Source organism: Candidatus Thioglobus sp., from assembly GCA_028228555.1.
Lineage (GTDB): Bacteria > Pseudomonadota > Gammaproteobacteria > PS1 > Pseudothioglobaceae > Thioglobus_A.
Genome location: JAOJBP010000003.1, coordinates 1 through 15,097, shown reverse-complemented (window position 1 = coordinate 15,097; position 15,097 = coordinate 1). Strand labels below are relative to the sequence as shown.

Below are 15,097 nucleotides of genomic sequence, written 5' to 3'. Positions count from 1 at the left end.
CCCAGTGAAATAACATGAAGCTATTAGACTTTGAAATAGGTATTGATCAGCCATTTTTTTTGATTTCAGGCCCTTGTGTTATCGAGTCAGAATCCTTAGCGATGAAGAGTGCTGAAACACTTAAAAAAGTCACCGAAGATTTAGGTATTAACTTTATTTATAAATCTTCATATGATAAAGCTAATCGCTCAAGTACTGGTAGTTTTAGAGGTCTTGGTGTTGAAGAAGGCTTAAGAATTTTACAAAAAGTTAAAGATGAGATTGGCGTACCAGTTCTAACCGATGTTCACGAAGACACGCCTCTTGATGAAGTAGCTAGTGTGGTTGATATGATGCAAACGCCAGCGTTTTTAGTGCGTCAAACAAATTTTATTCAGAATGTTTGTAGACAAGGTATTCCCGTTAATATTAAAAAAGGCCAGTTTCAAGCGCCATGGGATATGCAAAATGTAGTCGATAAAGCTTTTGAAGTGGGCAATCAACAAATCACCATTTGTGATCGCGGCACTTCATTTGGTTACAATACTTTAGTCTCTGATATGCGCGGATTATCTACCATGCGTTCAACAGGCAGGCCGATTGTGTTTGATGCTACACATTCTGTGCAACAACCTGGCGGCAATGGCTTAACATCAGGCGGACAAAGAGAAATGGTGCCTGTTTTAGCAAGAGCAGCAGCAGCAGTTGGCGTATCTGGGTTTTTCATGGAAACTCATCCAGATCCTGAAAATGCCTTGAGTGACGGCCCAAATATGATCCCTATTCATAGAATGGCAGACATGCTGAAAACCTTACAAGATATTGACAACATTACTAAGCAAAATGGCTTTTTAGAAGACGAGCTATAAAAAGCCTGTGATTAAAGCAAGTATTAAATTAGTTTTCGCTTATTTAATGCTTGCTCAAGTGGCTTTAGCTACTAAGCCTGATTTATTCTTACTAAAAACTTACGACGACAGTAAGGATGTTATGGGCTGGGTAATGAGTGAAAAACTAGATGGCATTCGTGGATTTTGGACTGGCAAAGAGCTGGTTAGTCGCGGTGGAAACCCTATTCATGCGCCCGCATGGTTTACACAAAATTACCCACCATTTGCTATTGATGGCGAGCTATGGACGCAGCGCGGTGATTTTGAAAATATCAGCTCAATCGTACGATCTAAAAACTCCAATCAGCGCTGGAAGAGCATTACACACAACATCTTTGAAGTGCCAGGTCAATCGGGTGGATTACTTAAAAGGTTGGGTGTTTTGAAAGAATATTTGCGCGACAACCCTAATTCTCATCTTCAAATTATTCCTCAAACAGTTATTAACACCAAAGGTCAGTTGGCTGATTTTTTAAAAGAAGTTACCACCGATAAAGGCGAAGGTGTTGTTGTTAGAAACCCAGATACTTTATATCAAACAGGGCGGCTACCTTCAGCGCTTAAGGTTAAGCAGTACTTTGATACCGAATGCATCGTATTAGAAATTTTGCCAGGAAAAGGTAGATACCAAAACATGATGGGATCAGTTTTATGTCAGACAGATACTGGCAAGAAATTAAAAATTGGCTCTGGTTTTAAGGATAAAGACAGAGCAAACCCGCCAGCTATTGGTAGTAAAATTACATTCAAATATTACGGCTTCACAAAAAAGGGTAGTTTCAAATATCCAGTATATTTAAGGATTAGACAAGAATAGTTTAAGCTTAATTTTTAATTAATAGAGTAAACAAAAAATGATAAAAATTGCAGTAGTTGGCGCGTCAGGGCGCATGGGTCAATCCATTATCCAGTCCATTGAACAGTCTGATAAAACCATCCTAGGAGTTACTCTAGATAAGGGGGATGACCTAAACTCTGTGATTGATCAGTTTGATGTTCTGGTTGATTTTACTCGCCCAGAAGCAACCCTTGATTACCTAGCGGTTTGTGTTAGCGCAGGCAAATCCATGGTGATTGGCACAACAGGTTTTGACGATGCTGGCCTACAAATGATTAAAGATGCGGGCACAAAAATCCCCGTGGTTTTTGCACCAAACATGAGTGTGGGCGTAAATTTATCGCTTAAATTACTAGAGGTGGCAGCCAAAGTCATTGGTGAAGAGTCTGATATTGAGATTGTCGAAGCACATCATCGCCATAAAGTTGATGCACCTTCTGGTACCGCACTTAAAATGGGTGAAGTGGTTGCAAATGCCCTAGGTAGAGATTTATCCAAGTGCGCTGTTTATGGCCGTGAAGGAATCGAGGAGCCCCGCGATCGTCAAACCATTGGTTTTTCTACCATTCGAGGTGGCGATGTTGTGGGCGAGCATACGGTTAGCTTTTTTATGGAAGGTGAGCGTGTAGAAATCACTCATAAGGCTTCATCACGCATGACATTTGCCAATGGCGCTATTCGAGCATCAGCTTGGTTACAAGGCAAGCCTGCAGGCTTGTATTCGATGCAAGATATACTAGATATTTAAGGAGAATTTAAATGCTATATGCTGTTATTTCACAAGATGTAGAAAATTCATTAGAAAAAAGAATGTCAGTGCGTCCCGCACATGTTGAGCGCTTAAAGATTTTACAAAGCGAAGGTCGTTTAATCCTAGCAGGCCCACATCCAGCCATCGACAACAACGAACCTGGCGAAGCAGGGTTTACAGGCTCTCTGGTTGTTGCAGAGTTTGAATGCTTGGCAGACGCACAAGCCTGGGCAGATGCTGATCCATACATGTCATCAGGTGCTTACGCTAGTGTGATTGTTAAGCCATTTAAAAAGGTATTACCATGAGTTTAATTTTCCGTCCTTTATTTGAAAAAGAAAGCTCAACTTACACATATTTATTGGCCGATTCTAAAACTAAAGAAGCGGTTATTATTGACGCCGTTAGCGAAACCAAACAGCGAGATATTGGCCTAATTGAAGAGCTTGGATTAACGCTTAAATACATTATTGAAACGCATATCCATGCAGACCATATTACCAGCTCATGCCCACTAAAAGACCAATTCAAACAGGCACAAATTGTTCTGGGTGATGCCAGCCCTGTAGCTTGCGCAGATATCTTAATTAAGGATGGCGAGCAATTAGAATTTGGTGAATTTAAAATTAAAGCCATGACTACCCCAGGCCACACCAGTGGTTGCATGTCTTATGCTATTAATGATAAAGTTTTCACCGGAGATGCATTGTTAATCAGAAGCTGTGGACGGTGTGATTTCCAAGGCGGCTCTGCTGAAAATCTATACAACTCGATCCAATATTTATTCACTTTACCAGAGGAAACATTAGTTTATCCAGCACATGATTATGGTGGACGAACAGTCAGCTCGATTTGGGAAGAAAAAGCCTTTAATGAAATGATTGGTGGCGGCGTTGATCAAGCCGAGTTTGTTCGTCGTGTTGATGCAATGAAGCTATCACTTCCAGCAAAAATTCATGTTGCCGTGCCTTCAAACCAAGTCTGTGGATCAAGGATCATTACCGAGTAGATATGAGAGGTTATTCACTAGATCCACATCCCAAAATCAAGGTTGTCACCGAGCACTATGCCGTGGTGCGTATTCCTCGTGTCAAGCGAGAGCGTGTGCCTGCAAATAATGTTGAAGTGGTTGAAACTCTGGAACAAGCAATCGAAAAATCAGATACGGCTAATCACTTATATGCCGCCAAAGTCTTGGGCCCATCTCGCTCCTCTGAAGGCGTAACTTTGTACTATATTTTGGACATGTATAACTACCCATGAAATGGCTTCTACTCACAATCTTTTTTTTGTCATCCATCGTTGTTGCTGATGACAAAATAGAAATTGAACTCAGCTCTGGTGAAGTAATCCTAGCAGATACTTTTAAAGCCGATGGTGAGACCTTATATCTATATCTTCCATCTGAGCGCGGTTTTGGTAAAGGTCATATTACAACAGCACAACAGCTGGCTTTTGATGGAAACGATGTTTGGGTGCTTGATTTACATGCCAGCTACATGACGCCTAAGAATCGCAGCAGTGTCAACGAATTCAGTACAGATGATATCGTAGAGTTGATAAGCCTCACGCAAGACAAAGGCTTTAAAAAATTATTCTTTATCACCTCTGGTAGAGGCGCCCAGCTTGCCCTAAAAGCAGCGTATCAATGGCAAACTCAACATCCTGATAACCTTTACCTAAAAGGCCATATTTTCCACTCTCCGCATCTAATAAAAGGCGCACCTGCATTAGGTACTGAGGCAGAATATGTGAACGTTGCTAAAGTCAGCAATCTACCCATTTATATGATTCTAACCCAATACAGCACCAAATATTTCCGTGCTGAAGAGATCTTACAAGCCTTAAAATTGGGCGGCAGTTCAGTATTCGTGCACCGATTAAAAGGCGTGCGTGGTGGGTTTTACATGCGCAATGAAGAGGATCTAACCAAACTAGATCTAAAAGTAAAAGCAGATTTGGCCAATATCTACAGCCAAGCAGCTAACTTACTTTCAACTGTTTCCCCACTTGCACCAAAAACATTATCAAAACGCAAAACTACTAAAGTCAGTCTTAATTTTAGCGAACCAACACTCAAGCCTTATAAGGGTAAACAAAACATTGCTTTACAACTAAAAGATTTAAATGGCAATACAGTGAAACTGAGTGATTATAAAGACAAAGTCATTTTGCTTAATTTTTGGGCAAGTTGGTGCAAGCCTTGTATTAAAGAAATCCCTTCTTTGGTTAGACTTGGTGAGCAACTAAAACAACAAGATTTTGAAATTATCACCGTTAATGTGGGCGAGTCATCTCTCGAAATTAGCCACTTTAAAAAACATGTAAAATTTGATCTACCCATCCTACTAGACGTTGAAGGTAAAGCCGTCCAAGATTGGGGTGTGTATGCGTATCCATCAAATTTTATTTTGGATAAAAACGCCATCATTCGCTACACTTATCGTGGCGCACTAGAATGGGATTCTCCCGTGATTATAAAAACAATCGAAAAACTCTTTTGAAACAATATGATGTGATTATTGTTGGTGCAGGCGCTGCAGGTTTGATGTGCGCCGCACAAGCTTTAAAGCGCAATAAAAGTGTGCTAATCCTAGACAAAGCCAACAAAGCCGGCAAAAAAATTCTCATTTCTGGAGGTGGTCGTTGTAATTTTACAAACTTAAATATCGAGCCTCAGGCCTTCATTTCAAACAACGCTCATTTTTGTAAATCAGCACTATCACGCTACACGCAGTGGGATTTTATTGCCCTATTAGAATCGTTCCAGCTCACTTGGACTGAAAAAACCTTAGGACAACTATTTTGTGATCAAAAATCAAGTGCCGTCCTAAGAGGATTATTATCAGAGTGCGAAGGGGCAGATATTGAGCTTAATGTCGAAACCAGCGACATTAAATCTGAGCAGGGCTATATGCTCACGACCAATAATGGCGATTACCAAACTCAATCATTAGTCATAGCAACAGGTGGGCCAAGTATTCCTAAAATGGGCGCCACTGATTTTGGCCTGCAAACAGCCAAACAGTTTGGCCTTAAATCAGTCGGATTTAAGCCTGCCTTGGTGCCACTTACTTTTCATCAGCACGATATTAACACCTATTTTAAAGACCTCTCTGGCCTCTCATTAGACGCAGTGATTAGCTGTAACAATGCCAGTTTTAGAGAAGCGCTACTTATCACACATCGTGGCTTAAGCGGGCCAGCCATTTTACAAATATCATCCTATTGGCACAAAGGTGATTACATAGAAATCAACCTTTTGCCCGATCTGGATGCAAGTGAATTTTTACTTGATATGCAGCAAAAACGTGGCAAAGCAGAGCTTAAAACCATTCTGGGTGAATTCTTTCCTAAGCGTTTGGCTGAGCGTTTTGCCAATACACTAAGTGCCAAAAAAATAGCAGATACAACCCTGGGTGAAATTAAACAACACGACCTTAAAGCTTTTGGATATTGCTTGAATAATTGGATGCTATCACCCAGTGGTACAGAAGGCATGCGCACGGCTGAGGTTTGTACAGGTGGCGTTGAAACCAACGAGCTATCCTCTAAAACCATGGAATCAAACAAGCACCCAGGCCTTTATTTTATTGGTGAAACGGTTGATGTTACCGGCTGGCTTGGTGGCTATAACTTCCAATGGGCTTGGTCATCAGGCTGGGCTGCAGGACAGGTAGTTTAATTTAAAATCATCTATATCCTTATTATCTGTGTATGATTACTAGCGTGATAATAAGCGAGCAAAAATGATCAAATTTGGTGAAAAAGTTAGCGGCTATGATGTCCTCGTTTTTAACGAACGAGAAGTTAGAGCGGCCGCAGGTATTGTCTTTTTGTTTGCCTTTATGGCATTCATGAACGGCTTTTTAACCGGCAACAACGAACCAACTAAGCTTATGGTATCGGCTTTTTTGTTTGATTTTTTTATTCGAATTGCCTTAAATCCAAAGTACGCACCATCCATGGTTGTGGGGCGCTGGATCGTTAACAACCAAAAGCCAGAATACACCGATGCCAAGCCCAAAAGATGGGCCTGGGGTTTTGGCTTTGTTTTGGCGGCCATATTGTTTTATTTAATTGTGCTTAATGATGTTCGTGGCCCGATTAATATCTTGACTTGTTTCCTATGCTTGAGCTTGTTGTTTTTTGAATCGGTATTTGGTATTTGTGTCGGTTGCAAAATTTATAATCTATTTCATCAAGACAAAGTCAAACATTGCCCTGGAGAAGTTTGTGATTTAACAAGAGCTCGAGCGCCAATTCAGTATCTGGATATTACACAAAAAGCCATATTTACAGTATCAATTCTTATTTTTTTATATTTAGCATTTGGCGGCGTTATCAATTTTTTAATTTTTGGAGAGTAGCATGAAAAAAACAGCAATATTTTTATTATTAATGGCAAACATAGCTATAGCTCAGGCTTCATTAGAAGTACACAAAGTAGCTAACAATGTTTATGCGCTAGTCGGTGAAACCACTCAAAGATCTCCTACTAATTTTGGCAATAACTCAACACATGGCGTTATCATCACCAACGATGGTGTTATCTTAATTGACTCAGGTGCAAGTTATCTAGGCGCTAAGCAAATCCATAAAGCCATTCAAAAGCTTACAGAGCAACCAGTAAAAGTAGTCATCAACACCGGCGGGCAAGATCATCGCTGGTTGGGCAATGATTATTTCCAAAAATTAGGCGCTAGAGTTATCGCTTCCACTAAAGCCCAAGCTGATCAAAAAGCCAGAGCTGACTACCACCTAACCAGACTAGATGGACTTATTGGTGAAAGCTTAAAAGGCACAAACCCTGTTGTTGCATCAGAAGTATTCGACAGCAAAAAAACACTAAAACTCGGCGGCATTAAGTTAGAGCTTTATTATTTTGGCTCAGCACATACAGCAGGCGACATCTTTATTTATATGCCAAGTGAGCAAATCATGTTCACTGGCGACATTGTTTTTAACGACAGAATGCTAGGCGTTGGTCCAGCTAGAAATGCACAAAGCTGGGTTGATGTGTTTGATAAAATGGCCAACTTCAAGCCAAAGTATATTGTTCCAGGCCATGGTCATGTATCTGACCTGCCAACTGCTATCAAAAACACACAAAGCTATCTAAAGTTTTTAATATACGAAGTCACCAAAATTCTAGATACCGATGGCAACATGTTGCAAGCAAGTAAAATAGACCAATCAGACTTTCACTTTTTAAGCGGTCATGAATCGATTGCTGGCAAAAATTCACAATGGGTATTTGAACAAATGGAATTTGATTATTAATCAGAAAGGATAAATTATGAAAAAAATTAGAACATTATTTGCCATTTCTTGGACATTTATCGCCCTAGGTGCTTTTGCTGCATTTGGTTTGGATGAATCTAACGGTAAAGATCATCAAGAATCTGAGAATAGTAACGCCAAAACAGCACAAGAGTGCGAAGTGCCATCATTTGCCAAAGCCATTGGTCATGAAGAGCTCTGGCTTAAGCATAATGGCTGTCCACCAACCAAAGAGCAAGAAAAATCTAGCAAAGAGTAGTATTTTCCAGCCATTTCCATTATTTGCTAAATTTTAGAAAAAACACAGCTCCAAAACCAAAAAACCCAATAAAACTGCCATTTTTCGACATTTTATTGGGTATTAGCGTCTTAAAAGGCTATTTAGCGACTCATTTTCATTATTTCTCAAATTTCTAAACGATTTCGCAAGCCTCATCAAAGCTTAAGCGTGGGCTTCTTGGGAAGATTTTAGTGTTATCGCCATGTCCGATGGCACACAAAAATATTGATTTGGTTTTGCCATCTGCAAAAAATTCCTTATCAAGAGTATCGCTATTAAAGCCGCCCATTGGGCCACAATCAAGACCAACTGCACGTGCCGCTATCATGAAATATGCACCTTGCAAGGTGGCGTTCATTTCACCCGCTGATTTGATCTTTGCATCATTGCCAGCGTACCAGCTACGAGCATCAGCATGAGGGAATAAGAAGGGTAATTTTTCATAAAATTCAACATCATAGCTAATAATAGCGATAACAGGTGCGGCCATGGCTTTATCTACATTGCCTTCATCAAGATGCGCTTTCAGCTTTTGTTTGGCGGCGTCTGATTTGACGAAAGTAATACGAGCAGGTGAGTTGTTAGCAGCTGTTGGGCCATATTTCATTAACTCATAGAGTTGATTAATCTGCTCATTGTCTACTGTTTGGTCAAGCCAGCCATTATGGCTTCTGGCTTCACGAAATAAAGTGTCTAGTGTGTCGTTATCAAGCATTAAAATGACCTCAATATAATTATAAAAAAATTCATATTAGATTATATATTTTTTGATTCTAAATTATCGGGCAAATTTAAAAACCACCTCACAAAGGTGGGAATACAATTTAAGTCTGAAAATGATGAAAATTTTGGCTCAGTGCAAAGTGAGACTGTATCTATTGATGACGACACTCAAGATGATATATTAATAAGCGTTGTAAGCATTTTTGGACAATATTGTCAGAAGTGTTTAAGAGCCTGATAGTGAGCATTTTTGCCATAATAAATAGGAAGATAAAATGAGTAAACATTTTGTAATTATGTCATTTGAGTTAAATGATAATAGTTTGATTGATGAATGGAAAGCTTTATCAAAAGAAATCGATGAAGATATTTTTGATGCGGATGGCTTTATTTCGCGCGATTCTGGTATTGATGAAAATGGTCGCGTATATTGTTTGGTGAAATGGCAAAGTAAAATGCATCATGAAAGATTTACTAAGCAACTTGAGGCGAGGGAGAATTGGCCACAAATGATGGAATATTTTTGCAATATTGCCAATATGAAAACAAGTACTACTCAAATATTAGAGGTTTTTGAAAAATGAAAAAAATTACAATTATTGGTTCTGGATTTGCAGGCTTAACTGCTGTTCGAACTATTCGAAAAAAAGATAAAACAGCTGAAATTACGCTAATTTCTCCTAAGGCAGAATTGGTTTATATGCCTAGTTTGATCTGGGTGCCATCAGGCGCTGCTAGCAAAAAGGATATTGTTTTTCCACTCACTAACTTCTTTAAGCGCATGAATGTTGTGCATATTGTTAGTGAAGTGACTGGATTAGAAGACCAAGGTAGATCGGTGGTTACCCCAATTGGCACTTATGAAAATGATGCGCTAATAATTGCCTCAGGCGGGCGTTTTATTAAAAAATTGCCAGGTATTAAACATGCCATTACGCCTTGTGAAGGACTAAGCTCAGCTGAACAAATTCGCGATCGAGTCAGAGCGATGGATGGCGGAAATATTGCCATTGGTTTTAGCGGCAACCCTAAAGAACCTAGTGCGATGCGTGGCGGGCCAATGTTTGAATTTTTGTTCGGATTGGATACTCAGCTTCGAGCTGAAGGCAGACGGGATAAATTTAAGCTAACCTTTTTTACCCCAGCAGAAAAGCCAGGGGCACGTTTGGGTAAGAAGGCTGTTGCTGGGCTTTTGTCTGAAATGAAAAAGCGCAATATTGAAACCCATCTTGGACACAAGATGAAAGAGTTTACAGCTGAAAAGGTTGTAACTGAAGGCGGAGAGTTTGCTGCTGAACTTATTTTATTCATGCCTGGCATGACCGGTAATACTTGGTTTGATAACACCAATCTTACGCGAAGCACAGGCGGCCTATTAAAAGCTAATCAATTTTGTGAAGTTGAAGACTTTGATTGTGTTTTTGTTGCAGGTGATTCAGGCTCTTTCCCAGGACCAGAGTGGATGCCAAAACAAGCGCATATGGCTGATTTACAAGCGGCAGCTGCTGCAAAAAATGCACTGGATAATCTTGATGGAGAAAATTCTAGCCATACCTTTAAGATTGAGTTAATGTGTATTGTTGATTCAAATAACAAAGGCATGTACATTTCTAGAAACCTTAAAGGTGGCTTAATGTTGCCAAATTTAAGATTAATGCATGTGGCTAAAAAAGTATTTGGCTGGTGGTATCTAAGGCAGTATCGTTAGGAGAAGAATTATGTCAGATTGTTTATTTTGTAAGATCATCAAGGGAGAGATTCCTGCTAATAAGATTTTTGAAGATGAAGATGTGTTTGCTTTTCATGATATTAGTGCTCAAGCGCCACATCATTTTTTAGTGATTCCAAAAGAGCATATTTCAACCATTAATGATGCTAAAGATCCAGCATTAATCGGCAAGCTGACTTTAACAGCTAGCAAAATTGCCAAAGATTTAGGTTTTGCAGACGATGGCTATCGTGTGGTAATGAACTGCAATGAAGATGGCGGACAAACCGTATATCATATTCATCTTCATTGTTTAGGCGGTCGCGCATTAACTTGGCCTCCAGGCTAGTAAGCCTTTGAAACCTCTAAAAAAAACTAACTTATTTCATATTATAAAACCTTAATTATTGCAGCAATATCTACTGGTATTACTACTTGAAAAATAATATAAAATTTGATCTTAAATTTAATTTAATTGTGTAAAGCTCATGAGTAATGAATTTCTAGACAGACATATTGGCCCAAGCGCCCAAGACGTCACTTCTATGCTAAATAGTATTAACTGCAAATCGGTGGATGAGGTTATTTCTAAAACGGTTCCAGAATCTATTTTATTTGGTAATCGCATGAATGTAGATGAAGGTCTAACCGAGCGTGATAGCTTAGAGTTGGCAACAAAACTTGCTGGTGAGAATGTCATAGCGACAAACTTTATTGGTCAAGGCTATTACGGCACATTAATGCCAACCGTTATTCAGCGTAATATTTTAGAAAATCCAGGTTGGTATACAGCTTACACACCTTATCAGGCTGAAATTTCACAAGGTCGATTAGAGATGTTGCTTAACTTTCAGCAAATGATTATCGATTTAACAGGAATGGACATTTCTAACGCTTCATTATTAGATGAGCCAACAGCTTGTGCAGAAGCAATGATGATGGCAAAGCGTGCTAATCGCAAAAATAAATCCAACCGATTTTTGATTGACAGCAACACCAATATACAAACAATTACCATTTTACAAACTCGCGCCAAACCATTAGGAATTGAGCTAGTTGTGGATGATATCCAAAATAATGATTGTAATGATTACTTTGCTGCACTTATGCAGTCCCCAGGCACGAATGGTGAAGTGCGTGATTTAAGCAATGATATTGCCAAGGCAAAAGCTAATGGTGTGTTAACGATTATTGCTTGTGATGTATTAGCACTCGCTTTGATCAAAACTCCAGCCGACATGGGTGCTGATATCGCTGTTGGTAATTCTCAGCGCTTTGGCGTACCGATGGGATTTGGTGGACCGCATGCTGCTTTTCTAGCAACGCGTGATGAGTTTAAACGTATGGTGCCTGGAAGGCTTATTGGTGTTTCACAAGATGTTTTGGGAAATCCAGCAATGCGTATGTCTTTACAAACTCGTGAGCAACATATTCGTCGTGACAAAGCCACCAGTAATATTTGTACTGCACAAGTTTTATTGGCAGTGCTTGCTGCGGCTTATGGTGTTTATCATGGCGCTAAAGGGCTAAAGAAAATTTCTACCAAGGTGCATGCTAAGGCTAGTAGTCTTGCAGCGAGCTTAAGCTTAGCAGGGTTCGAGCTAGCAGCTGATCAATTTTTTGATACCATTACATTAGTTACTGATCAAGCAAAAGTATTATTTGATAGTGCGCAAAAAGCAGGTATTAATCTTCGCTTGCTTTGTGATAATCAGTTGAGTATTTCAGTAGATGAAACTACTACTGAGGCAGAATTACTTGCACTTTTGGCTGTTTTTTCAATAGATAAATTAGCAGAATCAGAGGGCGCTTTGTCTGAAAATATGCTGCGTACCTCTAAGTATTTAACTCACCCGGTGTTTAGCGATTACCATTGTGAAACTGAAATGATGCGTTACTTGAAGCGTTTAGAGAATAAAGATATCGCCCTTAATCACTCAATGATTGCATTAGGCTCTTGCACAATGAAGCTTAATGCTGCGACGCAAATGTATCCAATTAGCTTGCCAGGGTTTTCAAAACTACACCCTTATGCGCCAGTTGACCAAACCAAAGGCTATCAGCAGTTGTTTAAAGATTTGGAGCATGATTTATGTGAAGTGACGGGTTATGATGCTGTGTCATTACAGCCTAATGCAGGCTCTCAAGGAGAGTTTGCAGGTCTTTTAGCTATTCATGCATATCATCAGTCTCGTGGTGATCATGATCGTAACATCTGTTTAATTCCTTCATCAGCACACGGTACAAATCCTGCGAGCGCTATTATGGCTGGCATGAAGGTGGTGATTGTTAAATGTGACGAGTCGGGCAACGTTAATATTGATGATTTAAATGTTAAAGTTGAAAAGCACGCTGATAAGCTTGCAGCCATTATGGTTACGTACCCATCAACACATGGTGTTTTTGAAGTAGAAATAAAGAAAATTTGTGAAATTATTCATGCCGCTGGCGGTCAGGTTTACCTAGACGGTGCTAATTTAAATGCCATGGTTGGGGTTACCCGTATGGGTGAGTTTGGTGCAGATGTATCGCACCTTAACCTGCATAAAACGTTTGCCATTCCTCATGGCGGTGGTGGTCCAGGTATGGGTCCAATCGGTGTTAAGGCTCACTTAGCTGAGTTCTTACCAGGTGACCCATTAGTGTCTAACTCTAATGCTGTTTCTTCAGCGATGTATGGCTCTGCTTCTATTTTGCCAATCTCGTGGTCGTATATTAAACTACTGGGTAAATACGGCATGCAACGTTCAACTGAAATTGCTATTGTCAGCGCTAATTACATTGCGCATGAGTTAGCTCAGAGTTATCCAATTTTGTATCGTGGCGATCAAGGCATGGTTGCACATGAATGTATTATTGACATTCGACCTCTTAAAGAGAAAAGTGGGATTTCTGAAGAAGATATCGCTAAACGCTTAATGGATTATGGTTTTCATTCGCCAACTATGTCATTTCCAGTAGCGGGCACACTAATGATCGAACCTACTGAAAGTGAATCAAAGCGTGAGATAGATCGCTTTATTACGGCAATGATTAGCATTCATGATGAAATTCAAAAGGTAATTGACGGTCGTTGGGATAAAGATAATAACCCACTTAAGAATGCACCGCATACAGCACACGAAATGACCAGTGAATGGACTTATCCATATACGCGACAAGAGGCTTTATATCCTGTTGAGTCTTTAGTGGCTAACAAGTACTTCCCTCCCGTAAAGCGTATCGATAACGTCTATGGTGATCGAAACCTTTTCTGTTCTTGTGTAACTACAGAAGACTTTGCATAATTTAACTTTTCTCATCTAAAAGTTGCATTAAAATAGCTCAAAACTTTAGGTTTTTGTTAAATTAAAAAACCATTATTTCCAGGGGGAAAATGAGCCAAATCGGCCTTGAGCAGCAAAGCGTTGCAGAGTTTTCTGAACGCGCTTATCTTGACTATTCTATGTACGTCATTCTTGATCGTGCTTTGCCGTTTGTTGGTGACGGCCTCAAGCCGGTACAACGTCGTATCATTTATGCGATGAGTGAGCTGGGGCTTAAGTCAACTGCTAAATTTAAAAAATCAGCTCGTACTGTTGGTGATGTTTTGGGTAAGTTTCATCCACATGGCGACAGCGCTTGTTATGAGGCGATGGTTCTCATGGCTCAGCCGTTTTCTTATCGCTATCCGTTTATTGATGGACAGGGTAATTGGGGTGCACCTGATGATCCAAAATCATTTGCTGCGATGCGTTATACCGAGAGTAAGCTTTCTCGTTATGCAGATTTATTACTTTCAGAAATAAACCAAGGTACGGCCAACTGGGCAGATAATTTTGATGGATCTCTCCAAGAGCCTAAAAATTTGCCAGCACAAGTGCCAAACTTATTGCTTAATGGTACTTCGGGTATTGCGGTTGGTATGGCAACAGATGTGCCACCCCATAATCTTACAGAAGTGGTGCATGCTTGTATTCAGCTATTAGATAAGCCGTCTAGTGATTTAGATGAAATTATGAAGATTATCCCTGCACCGGATTATCCAACCAATGCACATATTGTTTCAAGCCCGCAAGATTTAAAGCAAATTTACGAAACTGGACATGGCTCGGTCAAAATGCGAGCAACTTATCAAAAAGAAGACGGCGATATTGTGATCGAAACATTGCCTTTTCAGACCTCTGGTTCTAAAGTAATCACTCAGATAGCTAGCCAAATGCGTGCCAAAAAATTACCGTTGGTTGATGATATTCGTGATGAATCAGATCATCAAAATCCAACACGTATTGTAATTGTACCGCGTTCAAATAGAGTGGATGCTGACAACTTAATGCTACATTTATTTGCCACAACTGATCTTGAAAAAAATTATCGCGTTAACATGAATGTGATTGGTCTAGATGGCAAGCCACAAGTTAAACCTTTGGTGCCAATGCTTAAAGAGTGGCTAACTTATAGAATTGAGATTGTTACTAAGCGTCTTAACTTTCGTCTAGATAAAATTCTTTCGCGTCTACATATTTTGGAAGGCCTACTAATTGCCTTTCTAAATATTGATGAAGTGATTGCCATCATTAGAGAAAATGATAAGCCAAAGCCAATTTTAATGTCACACTTTAAGCTAGGTGAAATTCAAGCTGAAGCGATATTAGAGCTTAAATTA

General features: G+C 39.7%; 17 protein-coding genes. 16 read left to right on the top strand and 1 reads right to left on the bottom strand.

Annotated features, from left to right (window positions below):
• The first annotated feature begins 14 nt into the window (after positions 1-14).
• The 11 genes from kdsA to N9Y32_02665 all read left to right on the top strand — a co-directional run bounded on the left by kdsA (position 15) and on the right by N9Y32_02665 (position 8,000).
• Positions 15-848 carry a 3-deoxy-8-phosphooctulonate synthase gene (kdsA, locus tag N9Y32_02715; protein ID MDB2589924.1) on the top strand — a complete coding sequence of 278 codons (834 nt, stop codon included), beginning with the start codon at positions 15-17 and terminating at the stop codon, positions 846-848.
• Positions 849-855: 7 nt separating this feature from the next.
• Complete coding sequence (locus N9Y32_02710; GenBank protein ID MDB2589923.1) at positions 856-1,686, top strand: DNA ligase; 831 nt, start codon at positions 856-858, stop codon at positions 1,684-1,686.
• 37 nt (positions 1,687-1,723) lie between these two features.
• On the top strand, positions 1,724-2,455 hold the full coding sequence (gene dapB, locus N9Y32_02705; GenBank protein MDB2589922.1) for a 4-hydroxy-tetrahydrodipicolinate reductase: 732 nt from the start codon (positions 1,724-1,726) through the stop codon (positions 2,453-2,455).
• An 11-nt stretch (positions 2,456-2,466) separates the two neighbouring features.
• On the top strand, positions 2,467-2,766 hold the full coding sequence (locus tag N9Y32_02700; protein MDB2589921.1) for a YciI family protein: 300 nt from the start codon (positions 2,467-2,469) through the stop codon (positions 2,764-2,766).
• Positions 2,763-3,467, top strand: a complete 705-nt coding sequence (locus N9Y32_02695; GenBank protein ID MDB2589920.1) for an MBL fold metallo-hydrolase — start codon at positions 2,763-2,765, stop codon at positions 3,465-3,467. The genes N9Y32_02700 and N9Y32_02695 overlap by 4 nt, the downstream gene beginning before the upstream one ends.
• Positions 3,468-3,469: 2 nt before the next feature.
• Positions 3,470-3,721: a hypothetical protein gene (locus N9Y32_02690; GenBank protein MDB2589919.1), complete on the top strand. Its 252-nt coding sequence runs from the start codon at positions 3,470-3,472 to the stop codon at positions 3,719-3,721.
• Positions 3,718-4,962 carry a TlpA family protein disulfide reductase gene (locus N9Y32_02685; GenBank protein ID MDB2589918.1) on the top strand — a complete coding sequence of 415 codons (1,245 nt, stop codon included), beginning with the start codon at positions 3,718-3,720 and terminating at the stop codon, positions 4,960-4,962. The genes N9Y32_02690 and N9Y32_02685 overlap by 4 nt, the downstream gene beginning before the upstream one ends.
• A complete protein-coding gene (locus N9Y32_02680) occupies positions 4,959-6,143 on the top strand; it encodes an NAD(P)/FAD-dependent oxidoreductase (protein ID MDB2589917.1) in 1,185 nt (394 codons plus the stop codon). Before N9Y32_02685 ends, N9Y32_02680 begins: the two co-directional genes overlap by 4 nt.
• Before the next feature lie 64 nt (positions 6,144-6,207).
• Positions 6,208-6,828, top strand: a complete 621-nt coding sequence (locus tag N9Y32_02675; protein ID MDB2589916.1) for a DUF4395 domain-containing protein — start codon at positions 6,208-6,210, stop codon at positions 6,826-6,828.
• 1 nt (position 6,829) lies between these two features.
• Entirely contained in the window at positions 6,830-7,741 is a 912-nt protein-coding gene (locus N9Y32_02670) for an MBL fold metallo-hydrolase (protein ID MDB2589915.1), read from the top strand.
• A gap of 16 nt (positions 7,742-7,757) precedes the next feature.
• Positions 7,758-8,000: a hypothetical protein gene (locus N9Y32_02665; protein ID MDB2589914.1), complete on the top strand. Its 243-nt coding sequence runs from the start codon at positions 7,758-7,760 to the stop codon at positions 7,998-8,000.
• A gap of 154 nt (positions 8,001-8,154) precedes the next feature.
• On the opposite strand, the gene N9Y32_02660 is transcribed toward N9Y32_02665, so the two are convergent.
• Positions 8,155-8,736: a malonic semialdehyde reductase gene (locus N9Y32_02660; protein MDB2589913.1), complete on the bottom strand. Its 582-nt coding sequence runs from the start codon at positions 8,734-8,736 to the stop codon at positions 8,155-8,157.
• Between the two features lie 283 nt (positions 8,737-9,019).
• Here N9Y32_02660 and N9Y32_02655 point away from each other — a divergent pair, with 283 nt between their 5' ends.
• The 5 genes from N9Y32_02655 to parC all read left to right on the top strand — a co-directional run.
• Positions 9,020-9,328 (top strand): hypothetical protein, encoded by a 309-nt coding sequence (locus tag N9Y32_02655; GenBank protein ID MDB2589912.1) that lies wholly within the window; start codon positions 9,020-9,022, stop codon positions 9,326-9,328.
• Entirely contained in the window at positions 9,325-10,452 is a 1,128-nt protein-coding gene (locus N9Y32_02650; GenBank protein MDB2589911.1) for an FAD-dependent oxidoreductase, read from the top strand. The genes N9Y32_02655 and N9Y32_02650 overlap by 4 nt, the downstream gene beginning before the upstream one ends.
• Positions 10,453-10,462: 10 nt before the next feature.
• Positions 10,463-10,801, top strand: a complete 339-nt coding sequence (locus N9Y32_02645; GenBank protein ID MDB2589910.1) for a histidine triad nucleotide-binding protein — start codon at positions 10,463-10,465, stop codon at positions 10,799-10,801.
• A 139-nt stretch (positions 10,802-10,940) separates the two neighbouring features.
• Positions 10,941-13,739, top strand: a complete 2,799-nt coding sequence (gene gcvP, locus N9Y32_02640) for an aminomethyl-transferring glycine dehydrogenase (GenBank protein ID MDB2589909.1) — start codon at positions 10,941-10,943, stop codon at positions 13,737-13,739.
• Positions 13,740-13,828: 89 nt separating this feature from the next.
• Positions 13,829-15,097, top strand: a 1,269-nt coding sequence (gene parC, locus N9Y32_02635; protein MDB2589908.1) for a DNA topoisomerase IV subunit A, incomplete at its 3' end; no start/stop codon positions are given.